Origin of the sequence: Blastococcus aurantiacus (genome assembly GCF_900102425.1) — a bacterium.
GTDB lineage: Bacteria > Actinomycetota > Actinomycetes > Mycobacteriales > Geodermatophilaceae > Blastococcus > Blastococcus aurantiacus.
The window spans coordinates 296,745-322,470 of sequence record NZ_FNBT01000004.1; the positions used below are offsets into that span (position 1 = coordinate 296,745).

The 25,726-nt window shown below is 72.8% G+C and carries 28 protein-coding genes; 10 read left to right on the forward strand and 18 right to left on the reverse strand.

The features are described from left to right. The first annotated feature begins 25 nt into the window (after positions 1-25). Both BLS70_RS21290 and BLS70_RS21295 read left to right on the forward strand, forming a co-directional pair. Positions 26-853, forward strand: a complete 828-nt coding sequence (locus BLS70_RS21290; RefSeq protein ID WP_255362375.1) for a serine/threonine-protein kinase — start codon at positions 26-28, stop codon at positions 851-853. Beyond that, complete coding sequence (locus BLS70_RS21295; RefSeq protein ID WP_255362376.1) at positions 844-1,590, forward strand: hypothetical protein; 747 nt, start codon at positions 844-846, stop codon at positions 1,588-1,590. Before BLS70_RS21290 ends, BLS70_RS21295 begins: the two co-directional genes overlap by 10 nt. A gap of 10 nt (positions 1,591-1,600) precedes the next feature. Here the strand turns inward: BLS70_RS21295 and BLS70_RS10230 are convergent, their stop codons facing one another. The 3 genes from BLS70_RS10230 to lpdA all read right to left on the reverse strand — a co-directional run bounded on the left by BLS70_RS10230 (position 1,601) and on the right by lpdA (position 5,912). Further along, on the reverse strand, positions 1,601-2,509 hold the full coding sequence (locus BLS70_RS10230) for a TIGR01777 family oxidoreductase (protein ID WP_091766830.1): 909 nt from the start codon (positions 2,507-2,509) through the stop codon (positions 1,601-1,603). A gap of 74 nt (positions 2,510-2,583) precedes the next feature. Continuing rightward, positions 2,584-4,488, reverse strand: a complete 1,905-nt coding sequence (sucB, locus tag BLS70_RS10235) for a 2-oxoglutarate dehydrogenase, E2 component, dihydrolipoamide succinyltransferase (protein ID WP_091766833.1) — start codon at positions 4,486-4,488, stop codon at positions 2,584-2,586. A gap of 44 nt (positions 4,489-4,532) precedes the next feature. Then, positions 4,533-5,912, reverse strand: coding sequence for a dihydrolipoyl dehydrogenase (gene lpdA / locus BLS70_RS10240; RefSeq protein ID WP_091766836.1), 1,380 nt, complete (start codon positions 5,910-5,912; stop codon positions 4,533-4,535). A gap of 117 nt (positions 5,913-6,029) precedes the next feature. Here lpdA and BLS70_RS10245 point away from each other — a divergent pair, with 117 nt between their 5' ends. Beyond that, positions 6,030-6,416 carry an oxidoreductase gene (locus BLS70_RS10245; RefSeq protein ID WP_255362393.1) on the forward strand — a complete coding sequence of 129 codons (387 nt, stop codon included), beginning with the start codon at positions 6,030-6,032 and terminating at the stop codon, positions 6,414-6,416. Positions 6,417-6,515: 99 nt separating this feature from the next. Here the strand turns inward: BLS70_RS10245 and BLS70_RS10250 are convergent, their stop codons facing one another. Further along, positions 6,516-8,027 carry a leucyl aminopeptidase gene (locus BLS70_RS10250; protein WP_091766842.1) on the reverse strand — a complete coding sequence of 504 codons (1,512 nt, stop codon included), beginning with the start codon at positions 8,025-8,027 and terminating at the stop codon, positions 6,516-6,518. Positions 8,028-8,115: 88 nt separating this feature from the next. On the opposite strand from BLS70_RS10250, the gene gcvT reads away from it, so the two are divergent. Beyond that, positions 8,116-9,234 carry a glycine cleavage system aminomethyltransferase GcvT gene (gene gcvT / locus BLS70_RS10255; protein ID WP_091767312.1) on the forward strand — a complete coding sequence of 373 codons (1,119 nt, stop codon included), beginning with the start codon at positions 8,116-8,118 and terminating at the stop codon, positions 9,232-9,234. A 12-nt stretch (positions 9,235-9,246) separates the two neighbouring features. On the opposite strand, the gene BLS70_RS10260 is transcribed toward gcvT, so the two are convergent. From BLS70_RS10260 to BLS70_RS10275, 4 genes are read right to left on the reverse strand one after another with little or no spacing between them, the layout of a single operon-like run. Continuing rightward, positions 9,247-10,386, reverse strand: coding sequence for a YihY/virulence factor BrkB family protein (locus BLS70_RS10260; protein WP_091766845.1), 1,140 nt, complete (start codon positions 10,384-10,386; stop codon positions 9,247-9,249). 10 nt (positions 10,387-10,396) lie between these two features. Beyond that, positions 10,397-10,699 carry a DUF4235 domain-containing protein gene (locus tag BLS70_RS10265; RefSeq protein WP_091766848.1) on the reverse strand — a complete coding sequence of 101 codons (303 nt, stop codon included), beginning with the start codon at positions 10,697-10,699 and terminating at the stop codon, positions 10,397-10,399. Then, complete coding sequence (locus tag BLS70_RS10270; RefSeq protein WP_091766851.1) at positions 10,696-11,016, reverse strand: DUF3618 domain-containing protein; 321 nt, start codon at positions 11,014-11,016, stop codon at positions 10,696-10,698. The genes BLS70_RS10265 and BLS70_RS10270 overlap by 4 nt, the downstream gene beginning before the upstream one ends. Then, positions 11,013-11,459, reverse strand: a complete 447-nt coding sequence (locus BLS70_RS10275; protein ID WP_091766854.1) for a phage holin family protein — start codon at positions 11,457-11,459, stop codon at positions 11,013-11,015. Before BLS70_RS10275 ends, BLS70_RS10270 begins: the two co-directional genes overlap by 4 nt. Positions 11,460-11,566: 107 nt before the next feature. Between BLS70_RS10275 and BLS70_RS10280 the strand changes: the two genes are divergently transcribed. Beyond that, the gene (locus tag BLS70_RS10280) at positions 11,567-11,779 is read left to right on the forward strand and encodes a hypothetical protein (RefSeq protein ID WP_091766857.1); all 213 of its coding nucleotides are present in this window, start codon (positions 11,567-11,569) and stop codon (positions 11,777-11,779) included. A gap of 25 nt (positions 11,780-11,804) precedes the next feature. Here BLS70_RS10280 and BLS70_RS10285 read toward each other — a convergent pair whose 3' ends face one another. The 3 genes from BLS70_RS10285 to BLS70_RS10295 all read right to left on the reverse strand — a co-directional run bounded on the left by BLS70_RS10285 (position 11,805) and on the right by BLS70_RS10295 (position 14,273). Beyond that, positions 11,805-12,794, reverse strand: coding sequence for an aldo/keto reductase family protein (locus tag BLS70_RS10285; RefSeq protein ID WP_091766860.1), 990 nt, complete (start codon positions 12,792-12,794; stop codon positions 11,805-11,807). A gap of 48 nt (positions 12,795-12,842) precedes the next feature. Continuing rightward, positions 12,843-13,526 carry an MBL fold metallo-hydrolase gene (locus BLS70_RS10290; RefSeq protein ID WP_218122365.1) on the reverse strand — a complete coding sequence of 228 codons (684 nt, stop codon included), beginning with the start codon at positions 13,524-13,526 and terminating at the stop codon, positions 12,843-12,845. Between the two features lie 126 nt (positions 13,527-13,652). Then, complete coding sequence (locus BLS70_RS10295) at positions 13,653-14,273, reverse strand: DUF3043 domain-containing protein (RefSeq protein WP_091766866.1); 621 nt, start codon at positions 14,271-14,273, stop codon at positions 13,653-13,655. 123 nt (positions 14,274-14,396) lie between these two features. Here BLS70_RS10295 and BLS70_RS10300 point away from each other — a divergent pair, with 123 nt between their 5' ends. Beyond that, positions 14,397-14,786 carry a HesB/IscA family protein gene (locus BLS70_RS10300; protein ID WP_255362377.1) on the forward strand — a complete coding sequence of 130 codons (390 nt, stop codon included), beginning with the start codon at positions 14,397-14,399 and terminating at the stop codon, positions 14,784-14,786. A gap of 105 nt (positions 14,787-14,891) precedes the next feature. On the opposite strand, the gene asnB is transcribed toward BLS70_RS10300, so the two are convergent. Genes asnB through BLS70_RS10315 form a run of 3 tightly spaced genes read right to left on the reverse strand, consistent with a single transcriptional unit; the run spans position 14,892 to position 17,578 of the window. Beyond that, complete coding sequence (gene asnB, locus BLS70_RS10305) at positions 14,892-16,823, reverse strand: asparagine synthase (glutamine-hydrolyzing) (protein WP_091766869.1); 1,932 nt, start codon at positions 16,821-16,823, stop codon at positions 14,892-14,894. 49 nt (positions 16,824-16,872) lie between these two features. Further along, entirely contained in the window at positions 16,873-17,223 is a 351-nt protein-coding gene (locus BLS70_RS10310) for a DUF3817 domain-containing protein (RefSeq protein ID WP_091766872.1), read from the reverse strand. Continuing rightward, on the reverse strand, positions 17,213-17,578 hold the full coding sequence (locus BLS70_RS10315; protein WP_091766875.1) for a metalloprotease: 366 nt from the start codon (positions 17,576-17,578) through the stop codon (positions 17,213-17,215). The genes BLS70_RS10310 and BLS70_RS10315 overlap by 11 nt, the downstream gene beginning before the upstream one ends. Positions 17,579-17,810: 232 nt before the next feature. Here BLS70_RS10315 and ctaC point away from each other — a divergent pair, with 232 nt between their 5' ends. Both ctaC and BLS70_RS10325 read left to right on the forward strand, forming a co-directional pair. Further along, positions 17,811-18,698, forward strand: a complete 888-nt coding sequence (gene ctaC / locus BLS70_RS10320) for an aa3-type cytochrome oxidase subunit II (RefSeq protein ID WP_091766878.1) — start codon at positions 17,811-17,813, stop codon at positions 18,696-18,698. A gap of 51 nt (positions 18,699-18,749) precedes the next feature. Then, positions 18,750-19,154 carry a cytochrome c oxidase subunit 4 gene (locus BLS70_RS10325; protein ID WP_091766881.1) on the forward strand — a complete coding sequence of 135 codons (405 nt, stop codon included), beginning with the start codon at positions 18,750-18,752 and terminating at the stop codon, positions 19,152-19,154. Positions 19,155-19,828: 674 nt separating this feature from the next. Here the strand turns inward: BLS70_RS10325 and qcrB are convergent. Genes qcrB through ctaE form a run of 4 tightly spaced genes read right to left on the reverse strand, consistent with a single transcriptional unit; the run spans position 19,829 to position 24,093 of the window. Then, positions 19,829-21,508, reverse strand: coding sequence for a cytochrome bc1 complex cytochrome b subunit (gene qcrB / locus BLS70_RS10330; protein ID WP_091766884.1), 1,680 nt, complete (start codon positions 21,506-21,508; stop codon positions 19,829-19,831). Beyond that, entirely contained in the window at positions 21,508-22,620 is a 1,113-nt protein-coding gene (gene qcrA / locus BLS70_RS10335) for a cytochrome bc1 complex Rieske iron-sulfur subunit (protein ID WP_091766887.1), read from the reverse strand. Before qcrA ends, qcrB begins: the two co-directional genes overlap by 1 nt. After that, positions 22,617-23,471 carry a cytochrome bc1 complex diheme cytochrome c subunit gene (gene qcrC, locus BLS70_RS21490; RefSeq protein WP_218122366.1) on the reverse strand — a complete coding sequence of 285 codons (855 nt, stop codon included), beginning with the start codon at positions 23,469-23,471 and terminating at the stop codon, positions 22,617-22,619. The genes qcrA and qcrC overlap by 4 nt, the downstream gene beginning before the upstream one ends. Positions 23,472-23,478: 7 nt before the next feature. Further along, the gene (gene ctaE / locus BLS70_RS10345; protein WP_091766890.1) at positions 23,479-24,093 is read right to left on the reverse strand and encodes an aa3-type cytochrome oxidase subunit III; all 615 of its coding nucleotides are present in this window, start codon (positions 24,091-24,093) and stop codon (positions 23,479-23,481) included. A gap of 134 nt (positions 24,094-24,227) precedes the next feature. Here ctaE and BLS70_RS10350 point away from each other — a divergent pair, with 134 nt between their 5' ends. Together BLS70_RS10350 and trpD are read left to right on the forward strand one after the other, a co-directional pair. Continuing rightward, the gene (locus BLS70_RS10350; RefSeq protein ID WP_091766893.1) at positions 24,228-24,653 is read left to right on the forward strand and encodes a hypothetical protein; all 426 of its coding nucleotides are present in this window, start codon (positions 24,228-24,230) and stop codon (positions 24,651-24,653) included. A gap of 46 nt (positions 24,654-24,699) precedes the next feature. Next, positions 24,700-25,722: an anthranilate phosphoribosyltransferase gene (gene trpD, locus BLS70_RS10355; RefSeq protein ID WP_091766896.1), complete on the forward strand. Its 1,023-nt coding sequence runs from the start codon at positions 24,700-24,702 to the stop codon at positions 25,720-25,722. The last annotated feature ends 4 nt before the right edge of the window (positions 25,723-25,726 follow it).

Sequence of the window (25,726 nt, forward strand, 5' to 3'; positions counted from 1 at the left end):
GGCCGGTTCTGCCTAGGGTCCGGGCATGCCTGCAGCCGAGCCGGTCGCCGCACCTCCCGTCGTCCCCGGGTACACGGTCCAGGAGCTGCTCGGCCGGGGCGGCTCGGGCGAGGTGTGGCGCGCGGTGCCGCGCCGCGGCGGCCCGCCGGTGGCGGTCAAGGTGCTGGTCGAGGGGGAGCCGCAGCGACAGGCCCGCGAGGCCGCGCTGCTGGGGGAGCTCGACCACCCGCACCTCGTCCGGCTCGTCGAGGTGGTGCACCAGCCCCGTCGCGGCGGGGTGACCCGGGTGGCCCTGGTGCTTGACCTGCTGGAGGGCGGCAGCCTGGGCGCGCTCCTCGCGGTGCGCGGCCGGCTCAGCCCCGGCGAGGTGGTGACCGTGTGCGCCCCGGTGGCCGCGGCCCTTGCCCACGTGCACGCCCACGGCGTCGTCCACGGCGACCTGTCCCCGGGCAACATCGTGTTCACCGCGGAGGGCCGCCCGGTCCTCACCGACCTCGGCGTCGGGCGGATCATCGGGGAGACGGCGGCCGCCGAGGTCACCCCCGCGTACGTCGACCCGGCGGTGGCGCGCGGGAGCGCACCGGGGCCGGCTTCCGACGTCTTCGGCGTCGCCGCGGCCGCGTTCCACGCGCTCACCGGCATCGCGCCGTGGAACGCCGCCACGCCGGCCGACACGCTGGTGGTGGCGGCGCACGGCCACCTGCCCGACCTCGCCGAGCTGGCTCCCGACGCCCGCCCGCGCTGCTGGAGGTCATCGGGCGCGGGCTGTCGCCGGACCCGCACGAGCGCGGGTCGGCCGCCGCCTTCGCCCTCGACCTCCGGCACGCCTGCCGTCCGGAGCCCGTGGCCCTGACGCCGGGGGCGGTGCCGGGCGCTGGCGCCGACCCGCGGACCGAGCTCACCCACGTCGTGCCGGGACGGCGGCCGAGGCCCGCCCCGGTCGTGGTGGAGGCACCCGGTCGGCTGGACCGGTGGCGCGCCGTCCTGGCCGACCGCACGCCTGCGATGCCGCTGCGCGTCCTGGCCGGGACGGCGACGGCGGTCCTGGTCCTGGCGGTCACCGCGTGGCTCGCCGTGCGCTGGGGGAGTGGTGAGGACCCGGGGACGACCGTGGCGGCGGCCACCGCGCCGGCGTCGGCCTCGCCCACGCCGGCACCGGGTGCCGGGCCGCCGCCGGAGGACGCGGGACCGGTGACGGCGGCTGACTGGTCGGCCGTTGTCGCCGAGTTGTACCGGGTCCGGGCGCAGGCGTTCGCGGCCGCGTCGCCGGAGCTGCTCGGCGGCGTGTGGGTCGACGGCAGCCCGCAGCGGGCCGCCGACGAGGCGCACGCCCGGAGCCTGGCCGACGCCGGGGAGCGGCTGCGGGGCTTCGCCCCCACGGTGGCGGACGTCGCGGTGGTGTCCCGGTCGCCGGAGCGCGTGGAGCTGCGGCTCTCCGACGGCTGGGACGCCTACGACGTCGTGGCCGCCGACCGGCCCGACGAGGCGCCGGTGCGGACGGAACCCGCTCGCGCGGTCACCCCGGTGCGGGTGGTGCTGGTACCCACCCCGGCGGGGTGGCGGCTGGAGAGCGCGCAGCGCCTGGGCTGAGGGGGCTCACTCAGCTGCGGCCCAGCGCCTTCCGCAAGGTCGCCTCGAGGTCGGTCCCGGTGAAGACGTAGCCGGACTCGAGGAGCTTCGCCGGAACCGCCTGCTGGCCGCCGATGACGCTGGCCCGGCCGAACTCGCCCAGCCCGGTGGAGACCGCGAAGGCGGGCACCGGCAGCGGTGTGGGCCGGTGCAGCACCTTCCCGAGGACGCGGGTGAACTCGGCGTTGGTGACCGGGCCTGGGGCGGTGAGGTTGACCGGGCCGGAGACGTCGGCGGTGAGCAGGTGGCGCATGGCACCGATCTCGTCGTCCAGGGCGATCCAGGGCCAGTACTGCTTCCCCGACCCCAGCCGGCCGCCCAGCCCGAGCCGGAAGACCAGCCCGAGCACCTTGACCAGCATCGCGCCCGGGCCGAGCACCAGGCCGGTGCGCAGCAGGACCACCCGCACGCCGGCGTCGGCGGCCGCGGCGGTGGCCGCCTCCCACCGGACGCACAGCTGGGCGAGGAAGTCCTCGCCGGGCGGGGCGTCCTCGCGGATCTCCCCGGGGCCCGTGTCGCCGTAGTAGCCGATGCCCGACGCGTTGAGCAGCACCCGTGGCCGCGACGGATCGGCGGTCGCGGCGGCGGCGAGCGCCTGGCTGATCGTCGCCGTCGCGTCCAGCCGGCTGTTCACCAGCTCGTGCCGGTAGCCCCGGGTCCACGGACGGGGCCGGATGGGGGCGCCGGCGAGATTGATCACCGCGTCGACGTCGCTGAGCACGGTGGGGTCGATCCTGCGGTGCTGGGGATCCCAGCGGTGCTCGTCGACGGTGCGGGGGGTACGCCGCACCAGCTGCAGCACCTCGTGACCCTCGGCGCGCAGGGCGGGCACGAGTGCGCCCCCGATGAGGCCGGAGGCTCCGGCCACGGCGATCTTCACGAGCTACCTCCTTCGGTCCCCCCGGACGCGATCAGGGCCTCGGCTTGGCAGCCGAGGCCCTGATCGAGGTGCTGTCAGGCGAGCCCGAGCTCGCCGTGGAACTGGCCGGACTCCAGCCGCTCCTTCACCGTGGTGAGGAACCGGGCCGCGTCGGCGCCGTCGACGATGCGGTGGTCGTAGGTCAGCGCGAGGTAGGCCATCGAGCGGACGGCGATGACCTCGCCGAGCTCGTCGTCCTCCATGACCACCGGGCGCTTGACGACCGAGCCGACGCCGAGGATGGCCACCTGCGGCTGGTTGATGATCGGCGTGTCGAACAGCGCGCCCCGGCTGCCGGTGTTGGTCAGCGTGAAGGTGCCGCCACCGAGCTCGTCCGGGGTGATCTTGTTGGACCGCGTGCGCTCCGCGAGGTCGGCGATCTTGCGCGCGAAGCCGCCGAGGCTGAGATCGCCGGCGTCGTGGATGACCGGCACCAGCAGACCGCGCTCGGTGTCCACCGCGACGCCGAGGTTCTCGGTGTCGTGGTAGGTGACGGTGCCCGCCTCCTGGTCGATCGAGGAGTTCACCGACGGGTGCACCTTGAGCGCCTCGACGGCGGCCTTGGCGAAGAACGGCAGGAAGGACAGCTTGACGCCCTCGCGGGCCTCGAAGTCGCCCTTGGCCTGCTGCCGCAGGTGCGCGATGCGGGTGACGTCGACCTCGACGACGGTGGTGAGCTGCGCGCTGACCTGCAGCGACTCGACCATCCGCTTGGCGATGACCGTCCGCAGCCGCGACATCTTCTCGGTGCGGCCCCGCACGGAGGTGTCGGGCGTGGCGGCCGGCGACGGCTTCCGCGCGCCACCGGCGGCCGGCGCGGCGGGCGCCGCTGCAGCCGGGGCCGGCGCGGAGGCCTTCTCCGCGGCGGCGAGGACGTCCTGCTTGCGGATCCGGCCACCGACACCGCTGCCGGTGACCGAGGAGAGGTCGACGCCGCGCTCGGCCGCGAGCCGGCGGACCAGCGGGGTGACGTAGCTGCCGCCGCCGTCGCCACCGGAGGACTGCTGCTGGCCGGCCTGCGGTGCCACCTGCGGCGGCGGCGCGGAGGTGGGAGAGGCAGCCGGCTGGGCGCCGCTGGCGCCGTAGTCGCCACCGGGCTGGGCGGTCGCCGTCGTGGCCGGCTTGGCCTCGGGCGCGGCCTGTGGCTTCTCCTCGGCCGGTGCCTGCTGGGGGGTCTCCTGTGCGGGGGCCTCCTGCGCGGGGGCCCCCTGCTCGGGTGCCTCCTGGGCGGGCGCGGCCGGAGCGGGGGCGGAGCCGCCGCCCGACCCGGAGCCGATGACCGCCAGCTGCGCGCCGACGTCGACGGTCTCGTCCTCGTTCACGGTGATCTCGAGCAGCGTGCCGCTCACCGGGGCGGGGATCTCTGTGTCGACCTTGTCGGTCGAGACCTCCAGCAGCGGCTCGTCGGCGGTGACCTCGTCGCCCACGGCCTTGAGCCAGCGGGTGACGGTGCCCTCGGTGACGCTCTCGCCGAGCGCCGGCATGGTCACCGGGGTGCCCTCACCGCCACCGCCACCACCGCCGGAGCCGCCGTCGGCCGGTGCGGCCGGGGGCTCCTCCTGCTGCGCTGCGGGCTCCTCGGACTCGGACGAGCCCGGTCCGGCGTCCTCGACCTGCTCGGCAGGGGACTGCGGGGTGGTGTCGGCGTCCTCCGCGGAGGCCGGGGGAGCGGCCTGGCCGCCGCCGTCCCCGCTTCCGTCGCCGTCCCCACCGATCACCGCGAGTTCGGCGCCGACGTCGACGGTCTCGTCCTCGGCCACCAGGATCTTGGTCAGCACGCCGGCGGCGGGCGAGGGGATCTCGGTGTCGACCTTGTCGGTCGAGACCTCGAGGAGGGGCTCGTCGACCTCGACCTGCTCACCCTCCTGCTTGAGCCATCGGGTGACCGTGCCCTCGGTGACGCTCTCGCCCAGGGCGGGCATGGTGACGGACGTCGGCATCGGGGCAGGACTCCTTCGGTGGCGCTGGCAGGTGGGTGTGCGGGTCAGCCGTGGACGTGCAGCGGCTTGCCGGCGAGGGCCAGGTGGGCCTCGCCCAGCGCCTCGCTCTGGGTGGGGTGGGGGTGGATGAGGCTGGCGACGTCGTCGGCCTCGGCCTCCCAGTTGTAGATGAGCTGGGCCTCGGCGATGAGCTCGCCGACCCGGCTGCCGACCATGTGGATGCCGACGACGGGGCCGTCGGGCGCCTGGATCAGCTTCACCGCGCCGGTGGTCTTGAGGATCTGGCTGCGGCCGTTGCCGGCGAGGTCGTAGGTGAGCGTCTTGACCTCGCCGTAGCGCTCCTTGGCCTGCGCCTCGGTGAGGCCGACCGAGGCGACCTCGGGGTCGGAGTAGGTGATGCGGGGGACCCCGGCGTAGTCGATCGGGGCGGGCTCCAGCCCGGCGACCCGCTCGGCCACGAGGATGCCCTCGCCGAAGCCCACGTGGGCCAGCTGCAGCGTGGGGATCAGGTCGCCGACGGCGGAGATGGTCGGGACGCTGGTCTGGCAGTACTGGTCGACGAGGACGTAGCCGCGGTCCATCTTCACGCCGGCCTCCTCGTAGCCGAGGCCCTGGCTCACGGGACCTCGGCCGACGGCGACGAGCAGCAGCTCGGCCTCGATCTCCTTGCCGTTCTCCAGCGAGACCTTCACGCCGTTCTCGGTGTGCTGGACGCCGGAGAAGCGGCTGCCCAGCTCGAAGGCGATCTTGCGACGGCGGAACGCGCGCTCCAGCAGCTTGGAGGCCGACTCGTCCTCGAGCGGCACCAGGTGGGGCAGGGCCTCGACGATGGTGACGTCGACGCCGAAGGACTTCCACGCGCTGGCGAACTCGCAGCCGATGACGCCGCCGCCCAGGATGATCGCCGAGGCGGGGACCCGGTCCAGGTTCAGCGCGTGGTCGCTGGTGATGACCTTGGTGCCGTCGACGTCCAGGCCGGGGAGGCTGCGGGCGTAGGAACCGGTGGCCAGCAGGATGTGCTTGCCCTCGTAGCTCTGGCCGTTCACCTCGACAGTGGTCGGGGAGGTCAGCCGCCCCTCGCCCTCGACGTAGGTGATCTTGCGGGCCTTCACCAGGCCCTGCAGCCCCTTGTAGAGCTTGGCGATGACGCCGTCCTTGTAGGCGTTGACGCCGTCCATGTCGATGCCGGCCAGCGAGGTCTTCACGCCGAACTGCTCGCCGTCGCGGGCCAGGTCGGCGACCTCGCCGGCGTGCAGCAGGGCCTTGGTCGGGATGCAGCCGCGGTGCAGGCAGGTGCCGCCGACCTTGTCCTTCTCGATGAGGACGACGTTGAGGCCGAGTTCCGAGGCCCGGAACGCCGCGGCGTAGCCACCCGAGCCACCGCCGAGGATGACCAGGTCGGCGGGGGAGGTGGGTGCGCTCACGTGAACTGCTCCTCAGGTGCGGTGGCTGGCCCCGCTCGAGCGGGCGGGGCCTCGCGTCCATCCTGCCACTCCGGGAACGACGCGGCCGGGAGCGCCGTTGCCTTCCCGAGCGTGCCGATGATCACGCCGACCGACGACGGGAGATGCGCCATGGGGCTGTTCGACCGGCTGCGCGGCCGAGGGCGCCCACGCCCGGGCCGCGGGGAGGGCGACGGACGCCGCGGGACGCTCGACCGCGGCTCCCAGCGCAGCGACCTCACGCACCTGGAGCAGTTCGTCGCCTCGCGCCGCGGCGTGGAGGGCTACGTCGAACCGCGGACGGCGGTCACGGAGACCACGATCGTGCTGGTGGCGGCCGACGGTGAGTGGACGCGGCGGCGCATCGCCGGCCCCGACGTCGCCCGCAAGCTCTCGCGTGATCTGTCCATCCCGGTCTACGACGCCCAGGTCACCGGCTACCCGCAGCGCATGCGCGACTGGTCGTCCCGCAACAAGGGCTCCTAGGGACACCCCGGGACTCCCTGTACGGGAAGTCCCGGCCGGCCGCCGACGAGCCTGCTTTTCCGCGGAAAAGCGGTCTGCTTTTCCGCGGAAAAGCGGTCGTCAGTCGGCGATGAGGGCCTCGATGGTGGCGAGGAGCGTGCGCATGGGGACGCCGGTGCCGCCCTTGGGCGTGTAGCCCCACGGGCCGCCGGTGTTGAAGCTCGGGCCGGCGATGTCGATGTGCGCCCACGGCAGGTCCGCGGGCACGAACTCCTTGAGGAAGTGGCCGCCCACCAGCATGCCGCCCATGCGGTCGGCGTTGGCGTTGACGAAGTCGGCCACGGGGGACTCCAGTCCGCGGCGGAGCTCGGGCGGCAGCGGCATGGCCCACATGGACTCGCCGGCGCGCTTCGAGGCGAGGACGACGGCGTCGCGCAGGTCGTCGCTGCCCATGACGCCGGAGGTGCGGGCGCCGAGGGCGACCATCTGGGCGCCGGTGAGCGTCGAGGTCTCGAGCAGCGCGTCCGGGCGGTCCTCGGCGGCCCGCGCGATGGCGTCGGCCAGGACGACGCGGCCCTCGGCGTCGGTGTTGGTGATCTCGGCCTTCTTGCCGTTGCGGAAGGTGACGACGTCGGCCGGCCGGTAGGCGGTCCCGCTGGGCAGGTTCTCGGCCATGGGCACCGTGGCGGTGACCTCGACGGGCAGGCCCAGCTGAGCGACGAGGCAGACGGTGGCGATCACGGCCGCGGCACCGGCCATGTCGCTCTTCATGTCCTCCATCTTCGCGGCGGGCTTGATCGAGATGCCGCCGCTGTCGAAGGTGATGCCCTTGCCGACCAGCGCGATCTTCTTGCGGGCGCCCTTGCCGGTGTAGGTCAGGCGCAGCAGCCGCGGCTTGCGGGTGGAGCCCGAGCCGACGGCGAGGATGCCGCCGTAGCCGCCGGCGGCCAGCGCGTCCTCGTCGAGGATCTCCGAGGTCAGCCCGAGCTTCTCGCCGGCGGCCGCCCCCCGGGCGGCCAGCTCGGCGGGGTAGAGGTCGTTGGGCGGGGTGTTGACCAGGTCGCGCACGAGGGCGACGGCGTCGGCGACGGCGCGGGCCCGGCGCAGCGCGGTCTCGGCCTCGGCGGTGCCGGGCACGACCACCGTGATCTGCTGCGGCGGCAGGGGCCGGTTCGCGGGCAGGTCGGACTTGTAGGCGGTGAACTCGTAGGCGCCCAGCAGCGACCCCTCGCCGACGGCGTGCAGCCGCTCGGCGTCCGGTGCGCCCCCGACGGCGGCGAGCAGGCTGACCAGCGACCGCCGTCCGCTCAGCGCCCGGCTGGCCGCACCGGCGGCGCGTCGGACCGCCTCGGGCGTGTAGCCGCCGTCGGCGCCGGGTGCGCCGAGGCCGGTCACGGCGACGACCGGGAAGGGGCCCTGGCCGAAGGACGCCAGGCGGGTGACCTCGTCCTCCCCGCCGCGGGCGCCGAGGTCGGCCAGCGCGGCGAACAGCCGGCCGCCGAGCAGCCGGTCGACGGCCTCGGCCCCGGGCGTCGGCAGCGGGCCGTCAGGGCCCTTGCCCACGGCGACGACGACGGCGTCGGCGGTGAGCTTCTCGAGGGGCTGGTCGGTGGCGGTGATCGTCGGCGGCACGGCTCGATCGTAAGAGGACCCCCTTCTCCTCACCCCTCGCAGGCTCGGGGCGAGCCTCGGAAGGGGGCCACCACTACCTTTGGCCGTCGTGAGCCCGTTGACCTCCCCGCTGCACGACCGGCATGTCGCCGCCGGTGCCAAGCTCGCCGACTTCGGGGGCTGGTCGATGCCGATCGAGTACGCCGGTGGCGGGGTCCTCGCCGAGCACACCGCCGTCCGCGAGGGCGTCGGGCTGTTCGACGTCTCGCACCTGGGCACCGGCACCGTGCGCGGTCCCGGCGCGGCGGCGTTCGTCGACTCCTGCCTCACCAACGACCTGGGCCGCATCGGCCCGGGCCAGGCGCAGTACACGCTGTGCTGCCTGCCCGACGGCGACCCGCGGGCCGGGGGAGTGGTGGACGACCTCATCGTCTACCTGCACGGGCCCGACGACGTGCTGCTGGTGCCCAACGCCGCGAACGCCGCCGACGTGCTGGGCCGGCTGGCCGCGGAGGCGCCGGCGGGCGTCGTGGTGGAGGACCGGCACGCCGAGGTCGCCGTCCTGGCGGTGCAGGGACCCCGCGCGCTGCAGGTGCTCGAGCTGCTCGGCCTGCCCGGCGAGCTCTCGTACATGTCGTTCGTGACCGGGTCCGGCGCGGGCGGCTCGGAGGTCACCGTCTGCCGTACCGGCTACACCGGCGAGCACGGCTACGAGCTGCTGATCGGTGCCGACCGCGCCGGCGAGCTGTGGGACGCCCTCCTCGTGGCCGGCCAGGATCTCGGGATCCGGCCGTGCGGGCTCGGCGCCCGCGACACGCTGCGCACCGAGATGGGCTATCCGCTCCACGGCCACGAGCTGTCGCACGACATCACGCCGGTGCAGGCGGGTGCCGGCTGGGCGGTCGGCTGGAAGAAGCCCGCGTTCTGGGGCCGGGAGGCGCTGCTGGCCGAGCGGGAGGCCGGTCCGCGGCGCCTGCTCTGGGGCCTGCGGGCCACCGGTCGGGGCATCCCGCGTGCGGGCATGGCGGTGCTCGACGCCTCCGGCGAGAAGGTGGGCGAGACCACCAGCGGCACCTTCTCGCCGACGCTGAAGACCGGGATCGCCCTGGCGCTGATCGACGCGTCCGCCGGCGTCGCGGAGGGCACCGAGCTCGCCGTCGACGTCCGCGGCCGCCCGCAGGCCGTCGAGGTCGTCAAGCCACCGTTCGTGCCCTCGCACGTGCGGTAGCGGCCTCCTCCGTCAGGAGGCGTTCTTCGCGGTGGGGCTGCTGTCGCCCTTGGCCGGCTCCGGCTTCTCCGGCAGCGTGTCCGCGACGACGGCACCGCGGGCACCCATGGGCGCCGGGTCGCCGTCGGTCGTGTCGACAGCGGTCTGGTGCTCGGTCTCGGCGTTGATCTCCGCACCCAGCAGCACCAGGTAGCAGGTCAGGTAGAGCCACAGCATCAGCACGATCACGCCGGCGATGGCGCCGTACGTCTTGTCGTAGGACCCGAAGTTGTTCACGTAGATGCTGAAGCCGACGCTGACCGCCGCCCAGACCAGGGTGACCACCAGCGAGCCGAGGCTGACCCACCGCATCTGCGGCGCGTCCCGGTCCGGCGCCAGCCGGTAGAGGACGGCCAGCGAGCCGGCGAAGACGACGAACAGCAGGCCCCAGCGGGCGACCTGCGCGAGCACCGTGCCGACGACGCCCAGCGGCAGGTCCTCCAGCACGGCGGGGACGACGGCGACCAGCGTGAGGGCGACCAGCACGAAGACGACGGCGCCCAGGGTGAGCCCGAGCGAGAGGAGCTTGCGCTTGACGAAGCCGCGGGTCTCCACCTCGTCGTAGGCGAGGTTGACGGCGGTGACCAGGTTGCCCACGCCACCGGAGGCGCTCCACAGCGCGGCCAGGATCGAGGTGATCAGGCCGAAGGTCAGCGCGCTGCCGCTGTTCTCCGTGATGCTCGTCAGCTGCTCCCCGATGAGCGTCGCCGCCTCGTCCGGGAGCTGGGAGGAGAAGCTCTCGACCTGCTCGGTCACGGTCTCCGGGGACGCCACCAGGCCGTAGATCGAGATGCTCGCGATGAGCGCGGGGAAGATCGCCAGGAAGCCGAAGAACGCCACACCACCGGCGATGATCGGCATGTTGTCGGCGTTGTGCTCGGCCCACGAGCGCTTGACGATCTGCTTCCAGCCGGCCCACGGGATGTGGGTCGGGCTGTGCGCCGTGACGCCGGGCAGCTGCTCCGGCGTGGGAAGGCCCGCCGGCGGCCGGTCGGGGTCGGCGGCCGGCGGACGGGTGGCCGCCTCCCGGGCCGCTGCCCGCCGCGCCGCCTTCTCCTCGACCCGCTCGCGGATGCGGTCGACGGCGCTCTCGCGCGGCCTCGTGCCGGTCATCGGTCCTCTTTCAGTCGCCGGGCCAGGCGCCGGTGACCTGCTTGAACCCCTGGGCCCCGGCGCGGTCGACGGCGGCCTTGGTCGCGGCGAAGATCGCCCCCTGGATGGCGGCGGCGAGCACGACCTCGCGCATCCGGTACTCGCTCTGCAGCGCGGAGGGGGCCTCCTCCTCCTTGGCCACGACCTTCCAGATCTGCTTGAACACGATCCCGCTCAGCGACCCCGCGATGAGACCGCTGACCAGACCGATCGGGCGGTAGGCGAGCTTGGCGCCCTTGTTCTTCTTCGCCTCGCCCTTGTTGCGCTTGCTCAACGGTTCCTCCTCGCAGTGGCGCGCCGACGGCGCAGCACGATCAGTCCGACGACGAGCCCGGCCAGGGCGAGCCCCGCACCGATGACCGCAGGCGGGCTCTCCCGGTAGGTCTCGACGGCAGTGTCCTTGGTCCGCGCGGCGCGCTCGCGGGCACGGGCCGGCACGTCCAGCCGGTTGCTGAGCTCGTCCACCGTCCGACCCAGCTGCGCCCGGGTGGCCTCGATGTCGGCCCTGATCACGTCGGGATCGGTCGGGTCGGGGGTGGTGGCGGCCTCCGCCGTCCCCTCGTCCGGCCGGCCGTTGCTCGGTGTGCTCACCGGCGCGCACTCTCCTTCACGGTCGCGATGTCGGCCTTGACGCTCGAGATCGCCTCGGTGGGCACCGGCGGTGAGCCCTTCGCGACGTCCTTCTTGCCGACGAGGGCGAGCACCCCCGCGATGGCGAACAGGACGACGGCCACGATCAGCGCTGCCAGCCAGGCGGGCAGCACCAGGTCCAGCGCGAGGACGGCGGTGGTGACCAGGACGGCCAGCCCGAGGAAGGCGAACAGGCCCGCGCCGCCGAACAGCCCGGCACCGATCCCCAGCCGCTTGGCCTTCTGGGTGACCTCGGCCTGGGCGAGACGGGCCTCGTCGCGGACCAGGCGGCTGATCTGCTCCGTGAGCTGGCCGATCAGCTGGCCGGTCGAGGCGTTCTCGGGCGCCGGCTGCTGCTCGGTGCGGGTCGCGCCGACGGCGTTGGGGGAGTGCGGTGCGGTCATCGGTCCTCCGGCTGGGACGTGTCGATGGACTGCCATGCCCGGCCGACGAGGGCGGTAACCCGGATGATGATCACGTCACGGCATCGGGGGCGCACTAGCCTGCGGGCATGAGCTGGCACTGGCGCCTGGCCGACCCTTCCGGGGCGACCGTCGATCCGTCGTCCATCGGGGTCGAGATCCCGCCCTCGGACAACCAGGGGGACGCCGAGTCGTGGCTCGGGGAGAACTGGCGGGAGCTGCTCGACCGCGGCGTCGCCACCGCGACCTTGTTCGAGGACGACCGGTTGGTCTACGGCCCGATGGGCCTGGCGGCCCCGTAGGCCGCCAGGCCCCCGGCCCACTTCTTCAGGCGCCGCGCTGGACCTTCGACGGGTCGCGCTCCACGACGTCACCGAGCACGTCGTCGATGCGGGCCAGGACGTCGGCGTCCAGCGTCACGCCGGCGGCCTTGACGTTGTCCTGCACCTGCTCGGGCCGGCTGGCGCCGATGATCGCCGCGGCGACGTTCGGGTTCTGCAGCACCCAGGCGACGGCCAGCTGGGCCATCGACAGGCCGAGGTCGGCCGCGATCGGCTGCAGGTCCTGGACGCGGGTGAGCAGCTCCTCGTTGCGGAGGAAGCGCTTCATCGACCCGCCGGCCTCGGCGTGCCCGCCCCGGGAGTCCGGCGGCGGCTGCTGACCCGGCAGGTACTTGCCGGTCAGGATGCCCTGGGCCAGCGGTGACCAGACGATCTGCGACAGGCCGTGCGTGGCCGACGTCGGCACGACCTCGTCCTCGATGACCCGCCACAGCATCGAGTACTGCGGCTGGTTGCTGATCAGCTGGATCCCCAGCTCGCGGGCGAGCTCCGCACCGGCGGCGATCTCCTCGGCGTTCCACTCGGAGACGCCGATGTAGAGGACCTTGCCCTGCCGCACGAGGTCGGCGAAGGCGGTCATCGTCTCCTCCAGCGGCACCGTGGAGTCGTAGCGGTGCGCCTGGTAGAGGTCGACGTAGTCGGTCTGCAGCCGCCGCAGCGAGGCGGTGCAGCTCTCCATGATGTGCTTGCGGGACAGGCCGCGGTCGTTCCGGCCGGGGCCGGTGGGCCAGTAGACCTTGGTGAAGATCTCCAGGCCCTCCCGCCGCTGGCCGGCCAGCGCCCGGCCGAGGACGGACTCTGCCTTGGTGCCGGCGTAGACGTCGGCGGTGTCGAAGGTCGTGATGCCCTCGTCGAGGGCGGCGCGCACGCACGCGTGCGCGGCGTCCTCCTCGACCTGGCTGCCATGCGTCAGCCAGTTGCCGTAGGCGATCTCGGAGATGGTCAGGCCGGAGCGGCCGAGGCGTCGGAATTCCACGGACGCCGACGTTATGCCTGTCGGCGAACGCTCGCGCGACCGCCCGGGTCAGCCGCGCGCGACGCGGGCTGGCACGTCCAGCTCGGCGCCGTCGGGGAGCATCCGGGCGCCGTACCGGGCCAGCCGTTCCGCCAGGACCCCCGCCGGAGGGTCGTGGTGGCCGAGGTGGACCGCGACGACGTCGGTGGCGGCGGTGACCGCGCCGACCGCCCGCAGCCGGTCGAGCTGGGCCGGGAATCCGGCCAGGTCGAGGTGACGGGTGCCGTGGTCGAGCCGGTCGCCGAACGTCTCCTCCAGCAGCACGACGTCGAACTCCGCCCCGGCGACCGCCTCGACCGCGGCGTCGGGCAGGGGCCCGGTGTCGGTGGCGTAGAGCAGCCGGGCCCCGTCCGGACCGGCGACGTCGTAGAGCACGGTCGGGACCTCGTGGTCGGCGGGCAGGACGCGCACCTGGTAGCCGCGGCAGCGCAGCGTCCGCCCGGGCACCGCCTCGACGAGGTCGACCGGTGCGCCCGGTGCCAGCCAGGGCCGGCACGCCTCGAGGACGTCGGCGGGGCCGGCGAGCGCCAGGCGCTCGTCGGGCAGCACCCAGTGCCGCCACAGCAGCGCGGCCGGTGCGCAGTGGTCGGGGTGGGCGTGGGTCACCAGGACCGTGTGGACGCCGGCCAGCGAGACGCCGTCCGGGGGAAGGGCGGGGGAGAGCTCGAGCAGCACGGCGCCGTCGACCAGCACCGAGGTCTGCCGACGGGTCTCACCCCGGCTCCGGGCGTCCGAGCACGACGCGCAGGAGCACCAGGGGTTCGGCCAGCCGTCGGCAGCACCGGTGCCGAGCAGCCGGACGTGCACGGACGGCGGCGGTCAGCCGCGGGTGCTGAGCGGGACCTCGGGCTTGGGGAAGCGCCAGCGGCGGATCATCGTCGCCCGGCTGATGCCGTACCAGGCCGAGCCGCGCACCTTCTCCGTACCGGCGGGGAACCGCTCGGCCAGCGTCCGCTTGATCTTCCGGTTGAGGACGACGGAGTCGACGATCAGCAGGAGGAAGAAGCCGAACAGCAGGAAGCTCGCGTAGCCCCGGAGCGTCTGGCTCGGCACGAACGTGCCGATCAGGGCGATGCCGGCGACGGCCAGGAACCAGCTGCCCACGTTGCGCCGGCTGTCGACGAGGTCGCGCACGGCCTTGCGGACCGGGCCCCGGTCGCGGGCGGGCAGGAAGGCGTCGTCACCCCGTGCTGCCGCCTGGCGGGCGTCGCCCCGGCGGGCGGCCTGCTGCTCGCGCATGCGGCGGTAGGCCTCCCGGCGGGTGGTCGGCGGGGGCGGCGGCGGCCCGGGCCGGCGTCCCTGCGCCTCGTTGCGCCGGGGCGTGGGGCGGCCCTTGCCCGAGGCCTTCACGAGGTGGGCGGTCAGCTCGCTCGAGTCGTCCGGGGCGGCGGGCGCGGTCGTGTCGGCGGCGTTCCGGCGGCCGGGCAGGCGGAGCTTCACGGGTCAGGAGTCTACGTGGACCCTTTCGCGGGCTCCGGAAACACGGATCGGCGCCGTACAGTGGAAGAAGCTCCGCCACGGCGGCGTTGGTCCGCCGCAGATGGTGCGCAGCGGACCACTCGGATGCAGGAGGACACGGACATGTCGGTGCAGGACACCACGACTCTCGACGGTGGCACGGCCGGATCCACGGGCGTGCTGCTCAGCGACCCCGCGGCCGCCAAGGTCAAGGCGCTGCTGGACCAGGAGGGCCGCGACGACCTGCGTCTGCGCATCGCCGTCCAGCCCGGCGGCTGCTCGGGCCTCCGGTACCAGCTGTTCTTCGACGAGCGGTACCTCGACGGCGACCAGACCTACGAGTTCGGCGGGGTCGAGGTGATCGTCGACCGGATGAGCGGGCCGTACCTCGGCGGCGCCACGATCGACTTCGTCGACTCGATCGAGAAGCAGGGCTTCACGATCGACAACCCGAACGCGGGCAGCTCCTGCGCGTGCGGGGACAGCTTCAGCTGACGAAGGATCCCGTTCTCCTCTCCACTCGCACGCTGGTGGCGAGCCTCTGAACGGGGCCGAACACGAAGGCCCGGTCCCCTCGCGGGGACCGGGCCTTCGTCGTCGTCAGAGGCGGACGGGGTAGACCGTCTGCGGGATCTCCGGGCGGATGCGCTGCTCGACGAAGATGCCGTGCCAGATCATGAAGACCAGCAGGGTCCACAGCTTGCGCGAGTAGTCGACCGGTGAACCGCTGCGCTGGTTCTGCCGGTGCGCGGCCAGCATCGCCAGCACCTGGGACTTGTCCAGCCACTCGTCGGTGCGGCTCGCCTCGATCACCGAGCGCGCCCAGTCGTGCAGGTCCTCGGCCAGCCAGTGCCGGGTGGGGACGGGGAAGCCGAGCTTGCGCCGGTTCAGCACGTGCGCCGGCACGATCTGCTCCAGGGCGCGCCGCAGCGCGTACTTCGTCGTCTCCTTGGTCACCCGCTGGTCGACCGGGAGCGTCCCGGCGACCTTGAAGACCTCGGGGTCGAGGAAGGGCACCCGCAGCTCGAGCGAGTTGGCCATCGTCATCTTGTCGGCCTTGACCAGGATGTCGCCGCGCAGCCAGGTGAACAGGTCGACGTACTGCATGGCGGTGACGTCGTCGTAGCCGGCGGCGCGGGTGCGCTCGTAGAGCTCGCGGGTGACGGTGACGTGCGAGAGGTCGGCGTCCCGGCTGCGGAGGAAGCCCAGCTCGTCGTCCCGGAAGAGCCGCGCGTTGCCGTAGTAGCGCTGCTCCAGCGGGATCGAGCCCCGGCGCAGCAGGTCCTTGCCGCGCATCCCGTCGGGCAACTTCGCCGACAGCGCGCCCAGCGCCCGCCGGACGCCCGAGGGCAGCCGCTCGAACGCGGCCAGCGACAGGGGCTCGCGGTAGATGTTGTAGCCGCCGAACAGCTCGTCCGCGCCCTCCCCGGACAGCACCACCTTCACGTGCTTGCGGGCCTCGCGGGCGATGAAGTACAGCGGCACGAGAGCGGGGTCGGCCACCGGGTCGTCGAGGTACCAGACCACCAGCGGGATCGCGTCGGCGAACTCCTGCGCCGTCACCACCTTGGTGATGTGCTCGACGCCGATCGCGGCCGCGGACTCCGCCGCCACGTCGATCTCGGAGAAGCCCTGGCGCTCGAACCCCGTGGTGAAGGTGAGCAGCTTCGGGTTGTACCGCTTGGCCAGCGCGGCGATGGCGGTGGAGTCGATGCCTCCGGAGAGGAACGAGCCGACCGTGACGTCGGCGCGCATGTGCACCCGGACCGAGTCGTCCAGGACCTCGGCGATCCGGTCGTACAGCGCCTGCTGCTCGTCCTTGGCCACGGGCCGGATCGGGAAGGTGGGGTGGAAGTAGCGCGTCGTCGTCAGGTCGCCGTCGGCGACGGTGAAGGACGTGCCGCTCTCGATGCGCCGGATGCCGCGGTGCAGGGTCGCCGGCTCGGGGACGTACTGCAGGGTCAGGTAGTGCTGCAGGGACGCGGGGTCCACACCACCGGCGGCCGCGCTGCCACCGAGCATCTCCAGCAGCGCCTTCTTCTCCGAGGAGAAGGCGACCGCGCCGTCGGCCAGCCGGGTGACGAACAGCGGCTTGATGCCGAAGGGGTCACGCGCGCCGAAGACCGTCTTCTCCTGGGTGTCCCAGATGAGGAAGGCGAACATGCCGCGCAGCCGGTGGACGACGTCCTCGCCCCACAGGTGGTAGCCCGCGACGATCGCTTCGGTGTCGCCCTCGGTGGCGAACGTCGCGCCGAGGGCCTTGAGCTCGGCGCGCAGCTCCACGTAGTTGTAGATCTCGCCGTTGAAGACGATCCGGTAGCGGCCGTCGGCGTAGGGCATCGGCTGGTGGCTGTGCTCGATGTCGATGAACGACAGCCGGTTGAAACCGAAGACGGCGCGGTCGTCGGACCACTGCTCGGTCTCGTCGGGACCGCGGTGGCGCAGGCAGTGCTGGGCCGAGCGCACCGCCGAGACGGTGCCGTCGTCGACGCGGTCCGCGTCGGTGGAGAAGTAGGCGAGCAGGCCACACATCAGGCGCAGAACTCCTGGGATCGCAGGGGGTGGGCGGGGCCCGCGGTGGTCAGACCCGCTGGCCGGCGCGCGTCTTGGCCGTGGCGCGGCGCTCGGCGAAGAAGGAGAGCACCGGCACCGTGCCGGCGATCACCGTGAGCAGGAAGCCCTTGAGGGTCCACCGGGCGCGCAGGGCGAGGTCCACCGCGGACAGGAAGAACAGGCCGTACAGCCAGCCGTGCGCGGTGCCCAGGACGGTGGACGGCTCCGGGATGTCCGCCAGGTGGTTCAGCGGCACCGCTACGAAGATCAGCGCGATGAGCAGGACGCCGACGACGGTCGCCATCACCCGGTAGCGCAGCAGTGCCTGGCCGATGGCCTCGTCGGTGGTGCGGGACGAGGCGGCGCGCTCACTGGCCATGACCGGCTCGCTGGCCCAGGGCCCGCTCGTTGAGCTCGGCGAGGTAGGCGTTGTAGGCGGCGAGCTCCGGGTCACCGGTCGTGTCGATCCGCGGGCGCTGGTAGAGGACGACGGCGTTGCCCGGCTGGTCCTCGTCCGGGTCGCGGCGCAGCTCGTCGCGCACCATGCGGACGTAGAACCAGAGCCCCATCCCGCCGTAGAGCGGCCACTGCAGCGCGTAGCTCCAGTTGACCGCCCCGCCGCCGGCCTCGGCCTTGGACAGCTGCCAGTACCCGAGGAAGAAGGTGGCGACGAAGAGGGCGGCCACGAGCAGGTGCAGGAGCACCCACTTCGGGGTCAGCAGCCGGTACCACACACCACGACTCTAACCGGCCCGCCCGACCGTTCCCCGCCGTCGCGGCGGCGTCGTCGGCCACAGTCGGTGCGACCCGCCGTGCAGGTGTCTCCGGTGGTCGACCGCCGAGCGGGGTCGGCTAGTCTCGGCTCACACTGAGATCGGCGTGGACGCCGCCTGCCGACACCGGTCGGCGGCCCCGCTGGAAGGACCGTCCGGGTGCACCGGACGGAGGACGAGGAGGCAACGAGCAGTGGCTCGAGGCAGCAGGCTCGCGCGGCTGGCCGCGCTCGGTCTCCTGGGGGTGTTCACCCTCAGCGGGTGCGACATGCCCAACAACGAGTTCTGGCGGTTCGGCTGGCCCGAGGGCATCACGGACCAGGCCGAGTCGATGCGCGAGCTGTGGACCGGCTCGGTCATCGCGGCGCTCATCGTCGGCGTCCTGGTGTGGGGGCTGATCCTGTACTCGGTGGTCGCCCACCGGAAGCGCAGCGACGAGCTGCCCCGGCAGACGGCGTACAACCTGCCGCTGGAGATCGCGTACACGATCGCGCCGTTCCTGATCATCGCCGGCCTGTTCTTCTTCACGGTGGTGACGCAGAACGAGGTCCAGGAGCGCAGCGACACCCCGGACGAGACGATCGCGGTCAACGCCTTCAAGTGGAACTGGCAGTTCGTCTACCCGGAGACCACGGGCGCCGACGGCGAGCCGGTGAACACGATCGGCAGCAGCACCGAGATCCCGGTCCTGGTCCTCCCGACCGACCGGACTATCCGCTTCGAGGTCGCCTCCGCCGACGTCATCCACTCGTTCTGGGTGCCGGAGTTCCTCTTCAAGCTCGACGTCATCCCCGGCAACGAGAACGGCCGCGACAACGTCTTCGAGGTGACCGTCCGCGAGGAGGGTGCCTACGTGGGCCGCTGCGCCGAGCTGTGCGGGACTTACCACGCGTACATGAACTTCGAGGTCCGCGCGGTCTCCGGTGACGACTACGACGCCTACCTCGCCGCTCGCGAGGAGGGCCTGGACACCTACGCGGCTCTGGACGAGATCGGCCAGCCCGGCGCAGCGACGTCCACGACGCCGCTGGAGCTGTTCCAGGCCAAGCAGGACAACCAGCAGCAGTCGAACAATGGCTGAGCAGCGGATGCCCGCGGTCGGCATCGACACGACGCCTGAGGAGGCACGGCCGTGAAGGTCGAGTCGATCATCTTCAACATCATCGCGTTCTTCTGCGTCGCGGCGGCCGTGGTGTACGGCGTGTGGGCGAAGGAGCCGATCGGCACGACTGCGCTCGTGCTCTCGGCCGGCCTGACCGGCATGATCGGCTTCTTCTTCCTGTTCGTCTCCCGGCGCATCGACGCCCGTCCGGAGGACCGCAAGGACGCCGAGATGGCCGACGGCGCCGGTGAGCTCGGGTTCTTCAGCCCGTCCAGCTACTGGCCCTTCGCGCTGGCGCTGTCCGTGGGCCTCACCGGCCTGGGGCTGGCCTACTGGTACTTCTGGCTGATCGCCATCGGTGCCGCCGCCATCCTGGCGACCGTCGGCGGGCTGCTGTTCGAGTACTACGTGGGGCAGAACGCCACGCAGAGCTGAGATCCACCCGGTCCGAGGGCCCCTTCCGCTGCGGCGGGAGGGGCCCTCGGCCGTTCGGGGCGCTGGTGGGGTCGATCTCGCGCTCCTGCGGTGCTGCAGGACCTCACCAGCGCGTGGAGCGCCCGAGGAGCCGCGCCGAATCGGGTCACTGGGCGCTGGGGGTGCTGGCGGTGTTCGAGCGTTGGGGCCCGGGCACGGTCGGCAAGCCGTGAACAGCACCGCCGATGCGGACCACCGACGCAGGCGGGGCCCGCGCCACGGGCGGGCGTGCGAGGCGACGTCTCGGGCCGTTGGCGGGGTCGATCTCTTGCTGATGCGGTGCTGCAGGACCTCACCAGCGCGAGGAACGCCCGAGAAGTGCAACGGATCGGGGGTATCGGGCGGCGGGTGGCTGCGGCGTCGGGCGGAGGGCGCCCGCCTACGTCGCCATCGCACGCAGGACCGCTGTTGCTCTCGTGGGTGAGGCCCCAGGGCGGAGGAGGGCCGGCCGCGGCGTCAGGGGGCACTGATGGGGTCGAACTCGTGCTCATGGGGTGCTGCAGAACCGCAGGAGCACGAGGAACGCCGCACGAGCGGGGGAGTGGCGGGCCGGGGCGCGGCCGAGGACGTCCACACATGCAGCAGGGCCCCGGTGGACGGATCCACCGGGGCCCTGCTGTGCGAGCGGTTCTTCGTCAGTCCTGCGGCGCCTGGGGGCGGCCACCCTCCGAGGGGCGGCCCCCCTCGGACGGCCGGCCGGAGGAGGTGAGCTCCCGGCTCTCGTCGGCTGCGAGTCCACGACCCTCGGCGCGCTGCTCGAGCTCGACCTGCGACGGCTCCTCGATGGGGCTGAAGAACCCGCGGATCGCACGACGGGCGCCGCCGATCTGGTTCATCTTCTTCGGCACCGGCGCACCGCCGTAGGCGAGCGTGCCGTGACCGTGGTCGTCCACCGGGCCGAGCGGCTGGTGGACCTCGATGAACTCACCGTGCGGCAGACGCCGGATGACACCGGTCTCGATGCCGTGCTCCAGCACCTCCCGGTCGTGCTTCTGCAGACCGAGGCAGATGCGGTAGGTGAGCACGTACACCACCGGCGGCAGGACGATGACGCCGAGCCGGCCGAACCAGATCATCGCGTTGAGGCTCACGTCGAACTTGTCCGCGAAGACGTCGTTGGCGCCGGAGAGCATCAGCACGAGGTAGAACGTCAGCCCCATCATGCCGAGCGAGGTGCGCACGGGGACGTCGCGCGGACGCTGGAGCAGGTGGTGGGACGCTGTGTCGCCGGTGAGCTTGCGCTCGATCATCGGGTAGAGCGCGAGCACGGTGAACATTGCGCCGGCGACCACGACCGTGGGCCAGAACAGCGCCGGGATCGTGTAGTCACCGGGCAGGTTGATGTCCCACGCCGGGAAGATTCGTGTCGAACCGTCCAGGAAGAGGATGTACCAGTCCGGCTGCGACGCGGCTGAGACCTGCGCCGGGTTGTACGGGCCCCACAGCCACACCGGGTTGATCTGCACCAGACCACCCAGGCCGGCGATGACGCCGAACACGATGAACAGCAGACCGGTCGCCTTCGCCGCGAAGGTGGGGAAGAGCCGGTTGCCGACGACGTTGTGCTCGGTGCGGCCCGGGCCGGCGAACTGCGTGTGCTTCTGCTTGACCAGGATCAGCAGGTGCACCGCGATCAGGGCCAGCAGGATCGCCGGGATGATCAGCACGTGGGCGATGTAGAAGCGGCCGATGATCAGCTCGCCCACGAACTCGCCGCCGAAGACCGCCCAGTGTGCCCACGTCCCGATGACCGGGATCGACAGGATGATCGCGCTGATGATGCGGAGCCCGGTGCCCGAGAGCAGGTCGTCGGGGAGGGTGTAGCCCGTCACGCCCATGAGCAGGGCGAGCACCAGCATGACCACGCCGATGAGCCAGTTGGTCTCGCGCGGCCGGCGGAACGCGCCGGTGAAGAAGATGCGGAGCAGGTGGATGACGATCGAGGCGACGAACATCAGCGCCGCCCAGTGGTGGACCTGCCGCATGAACAGGCCGCCGCGGACGTCGAAGGAGAGGTTCAGCGCCGAGTCGTAGGCCGCCGACATCTCCACGCCGCGCAGGGGGGCGTAGCTGCCCTCGTACACGACCTCGCGCAGCGACGGGTCGAAGAAGAACGTCAGGTACGTCCCCGACAGCAGCGCGATGAGGAACGAGTAGAGCGCGATCTCCCCGAGCAGGAAGGACCAGTGGTCGGGGAAGACCTTGTTGAGGGTCCGGCGCAGGGGCCCGGCGACGATCAGGCGGTCGTCGATCTCGACGGCCTGCTTGCCCAGCCGGGTTGTCGGAGCCCCAGGGGCCGTGGCCGTTGCTGCCATCAGATGCGCTCCCGGTTCCAGTACGTGGGGCCGACAGCCTCAGGGTAGTCCGCGCGGGCGACGAAGTAGCCCTCGTCGTCGACCGTGATCGGCAGCTGTGGCAGGGATCGCGTAGCGGGCCCGAAGACGGGCTTGGCGCCCTGGGTCACGTCGAACTGCGACTGGTGGCACGGGCAGAGGATCCGGCTGGTCTCCTGCTCGTACAGCGACACCGGGCAGCCGGCGTGCGTGCAGATCTTCGAGTAGGCGACGTAGTCGCCGTAGCCGAAGTCGTCCTGGCCCTCGCGCGGCCGCGCCTCCGCGAGCTGCGCCGGGCGCAGGCGGATGAGCATCGTCGCTGCGTCGGACTGCCGGTTGCCACCGGGCACGGCCGGGAAGACCGTCTCCAGGGAGCCGGGCTCCTGGTCGCCGGGGCGGATCGGGCTGCCGTCGTTGCGGACCAGCCGCACGCCCTCGGCCCACGCGGTGCGGCCGAGCGGGTTGCCGGTGTTCGGGTTGTTGATCAGACCGCCCAGCGGCATGAGCAGCATGAGCCCGAGCCCGCCGCCCATGAAGCCCAGCGAGCGGGTGATGAGCTTGCGCCGGGCCAGGCCGCTGTTGTGCAGGCCGCCGACGAGCGTCGCGCCGGTGGTGACCCGGTCGAAGTGCGAGCCGTCGTGCTTGTCCTGCACCGCCGTCTCGTGCGGCAGGAGCTTCTTCGTGTAGAGGACCAGACCGACGCCGACCAGGAAGAGGGACAGGCCCATCGTCAGGCCGAGGAGCGGCGTGAACAGCGCGCTCCAGCCGCGGTCGGTCACCTCCCACTGCCAGTCCGGGAAGAACCAGCCGGAGCCGATGTACACGACGACGAACGCGAAGGCGAAGAGGCCGGCGAGCGTGAAGACCAGGCCGACCTGGCGGATCGCCCGCTTCTCCATCCGCGAGCCGGGCTCGGGGCCCGGGTCGACGTGCAGGATCTCCACGCCGTCGTACCGGGCGCCGAGGCGGTCCAGGTCCTCCCGCGGCATCGCCGCGAGCTGCTCGGGGGTGTAGTCCTCGTCCGGGCCGCCGTACAGCGGACCGGGGGTGTCCGCGCCGCCGGACGAACCGGGGCGGGTGTCGTGCGTCGTCACGCCTTGCTCCCCATCCAGAAGATCCCGAACATCAGCACGCCGATGCCGACCACCCAGATGACCAGGCCCTCGGCCACCGGACCCATCCGGCCGGCGCCGGCACCACCGGGGTCGGCCTGGGAGTTCATCGTCTGGACGTAGGCGATGATCGAGCGCTTCTCCTCGGAGGTCAGCTGGTTGTCCCCGAACACCGGCATGTTCTCCGGGCCGGTCAGCATCGCCGTGTAGATCTCGAGGTCGTTGGCGTCCTTGAGGCTCGGCGCCGCCTTGCCGCCGGACAGCGCCCCGCCCTCACCGACGAAGTTGTGGCACGAGGCGCAGTTGAGCCGGAACAGCTCACCGCCCTCGGCGACGTCGCCGTCGCGCAGGTCGCCGGACGGCAGGCGCGGCCCGCCGCCGTTGGCCTGGACGTAGGCCATCAGCTGGTCGATCTCCTCGTCGGAGAAGACCGCGGGCTTGTCGGGGGCGTCGGCCTCCTGGCGCACGAGCGGCATGCGCCCGGTGTGCACCTGGAAGTAGACGGCCGCCTCGCCGACGCCGATGAGCGACGGGCCGCGGTTGGGCACGCCCTCGAGGTTCTCGCCGTGGCAGGTGATGCAGCTGCGCTCGTACAGCTCGCGGCCGGCCGCCTCGGCGGCGGACTCGCTGCCGCCCTCGGCCGGTGCGGCCTGAGCGGGGCTGAAGACCGAGTACAGCGCGCCGGTGAGCACGAGGCTCGCCATCAGCCCGGCGACGTTGGCCACGCGGCGGCGGTGCTTGCTGCGCCGCCGGGCTCGGGCCCGTGCGACCGGACTGGTGCTCGCGGTGGCGACGACGGGCGCGGCGTCGGACTGCGGGTTCGAGGTGGACACCGTTCCCCTAGCGGATCAGGTAGATCGTGACGAAGAGCCCGACCCACACGACGTCGACGAAGTGCCAGTAGTAGGAGACCACGATCGCCGCGGTCGCCTGGGCAGGCGTGAATCGGCCCATGGTGGACCGGATGAGGATGTAGACGAAGGCGACCAGGCCGCCTATGACGTGCAATGCGTGGAACCCGGTGGTCAGGTAGAAGACCGAGCCGTACGTCGACGACGAGATCGACGTGCCGTGCTCGGTCACCAGGACGCGGTACTCGTTCATCTGGGCCAGCACGAAGACCAGGCCCATCACGAAGGTGATGGTGAACCAGCGCCGGAGGCCGTAGACGTTGCCGCTCTCCGCCGCGAACACCCCGAACTGGCAGGTGAACGACGAGGCCACCAGGATCAGCGTGAAGAAGGTCGCGTACGGGAGGTTCAGCTCCGTCGGCTCCGGGGGCCAGCCGTCGACTGCCCGGGCTCGCGCGGTGAAGTACATGGCGAACAGGCCGGCGAAGAACATCAGCTCGCTCGAGAGCCAGATGATCGTGCCGACGCTGACCATGTTCGGTCGGGTCAGGGAGTGCACCCGCGAGGTGTCGAAGGTGCTGCTCGCCACGGGGGCCGTTGTCACCCGGCCATCATGGCATCGCCCCCCCGTTGCCACGACCGCGGGTCGGCCCGGCGTGGCGAGCCGGGAGACCCGCTCCCGGTCCGCGGTCGCCGCCCTCCCATGGCGGCGGCGTCGCAACCACTAGGCTCGCCCGCGTGAGCCCAGCCGGAACCCCCGACGCACCGGCCACCGTGCTGGTCTACAGCTCCCGCGCCGCCACCCGCGAGGCCGTGCGCACCGCCGTCGGGCGCCGTCCCGCACCGGACGTGGGCCCGCTCACGTGGGTCGAGTGCGCCACCGGCGACGAGGTGGTCGCCGCCGTCGACGGCGGGGGCATCGCGCTGTGCATCCTCGACGGCGAGGCGCAGCCGACCGGTGGCCTGGCGCTGGCCCGCCAGCTCGAGCAGGAGGTGCCCGACCGCCCGGCCGTGTGCGTTCTCATCGCCCGGCAGCCCGACCACTGGCTGGCCCACTGGTCGCGCGCCGAGGGCACGCTGCCGCTGCCCGTCGACCCGCTGACCGCGCCGGGGCTGGTCGCGGACCTGCTGCGCAGCGCCGCTCGCCGCCCCGCCGTCCGGTGACCGCGCGGTGACTGCCGCCCCACCCTCCCGACCGTCCTGGCCGGGCATGCTCAACCGGCTGCTCGCCGGGCAGGACCTCGCCGCCGCTGACACCGCCTGGGCGATGCGCGAGGTGATGACCGGCGAGGCCACGCCCGCGCAGATCGCCGCCTTCGCCGTGGCGCTGCGCGCGAAGGGCGCCTCGGCGCAGGAGGTGGCCGGGCTGGCCGCCGAGATGCTGGCCCAGGCGACGCCGGTCGACCTCCCGCTCGCGTGCGTCGACATCGTGGGCACCGGGGGCGACGGCGCGCACACCGTGAACATCTCCACGATGGCGGCGGTGGTCACCGCGGCTGCCGGCGTGCCGGTCGCGAAGCACGGTGGGCGGGCGGCGTCGTCGTCCTCCGGTGCGGCGGACGTGCTGGAGGAGCTCGGCGTGGTCATCGACCTGCCGGCCGCCGGTGTCGCCCGCTGCGTGCAGGAGGCGGGCATCGGCTTCTTCTTCGCGCCGGTCTTCCATCCCGGCATGCGGCACGCCGGTGCCCCCCGGCGGGAGATGGGCATCGCCACCGTCTTCAACTTCCTGGGACCGCTGACGAACCCGGCACGGCCGGTCGCCGCGGCCATCGGCTGTGCCGACCGGGTGATGGCGCCGGTCCTCGCGGAGGTCCTGGCCGCCCGCGGTGGCCGGGCGGTGGTGTTCCGCGGCGACGACGGCCTCGACGAGCTGACGACGGCGACGACGTCGTCGGCCTGGGTGGTCCGGGACGGCGTGGTCGTCCCCGACCGGGTGGACCCCGCGGGGCTGGGGATCCCGGCATCGGGGCCCGACGCCCTGCGCGGTGGCTCACCCGCCCACAACGCCGACGTCTTCCGGCGGGTCGTGGCGGGGGAGCGGGGGCCGGTGCGCGACGCCGTGCTGCTCAACGCCGCCGCGGCGCTCGCCGCCTTCGACGGGGAGTCCACCGCCCTGCGCGAGGGGCTCGCCGCCGGGCTGGAGCGGGCCGCCGCGGCGGTCGACGACGGCCGGGCCGGAGCCCTGCTGGAGCGCTGGGTGACGGTGAGCCGCGCCGTGCGCGACGATCGCTGAGCTG

Excerpts from the sequence above, each read along its gene's own strand:
- BLS70_RS10300 (WP_255362377.1), top strand. The coding sequence starts at position 14,397 with ATGCAGGAGGACACGGACATGTCGGTGCAGGACACCACGACTCTCGAC.
- trpD (WP_091766896.1), top strand. The coding sequence starts at position 24,700 with ATGCTCAACCGGCTGCTCGCCGGGCAGGACCTCGCCGCCGCTGACACC.
- BLS70_RS10245 (WP_255362393.1), top strand. The coding sequence starts at position 6,030 with ATGATCACGCCGACCGACGACGGGAGATGCGCCATGGGGCTGTTCGAC.
- BLS70_RS10275 (WP_091766854.1), bottom strand. The coding sequence starts at position 11,459 with ATGACCGCACCGCACTCCCCCAACGCCGTCGGCGCGACCCGCACCGAG.
- qcrB (WP_091766884.1), bottom strand. The coding sequence starts at position 21,508 with ATGGCAGCAACGGCCACGGCCCCTGGGGCTCCGACAACCCGGCTGGGC.
- BLS70_RS10280 (WP_091766857.1), top strand. The coding sequence starts at position 11,567 with ATGAGCTGGCACTGGCGCCTGGCCGACCCTTCCGGGGCGACCGTCGAT.
- BLS70_RS21290 (WP_255362375.1), top strand. The coding sequence starts at position 26 with ATGCCTGCAGCCGAGCCGGTCGCCGCACCTCCCGTCGTCCCCGGGTAC.
- BLS70_RS10310 (WP_091766872.1), bottom strand. The coding sequence starts at position 17,223 with ATGGCCAGTGAGCGCGCCGCCTCGTCCCGCACCACCGACGAGGCCATC.
- BLS70_RS10260 (WP_091766845.1), bottom strand. The coding sequence starts at position 10,386 with ATGACCGGCACGAGGCCGCGCGAGAGCGCCGTCGACCGCATCCGCGAG.
- sucB (WP_091766833.1), bottom strand. The coding sequence starts at position 4,488 with ATGCCGACGTCCGTCACCATGCCCGCCCTGGGCGAGAGCGTCACCGAG.
- asnB (WP_091766869.1), bottom strand. The coding sequence starts at position 16,823 with ATGTGTGGCCTGCTCGCCTACTTCTCCACCGACGCGGACCGCGTCGAC.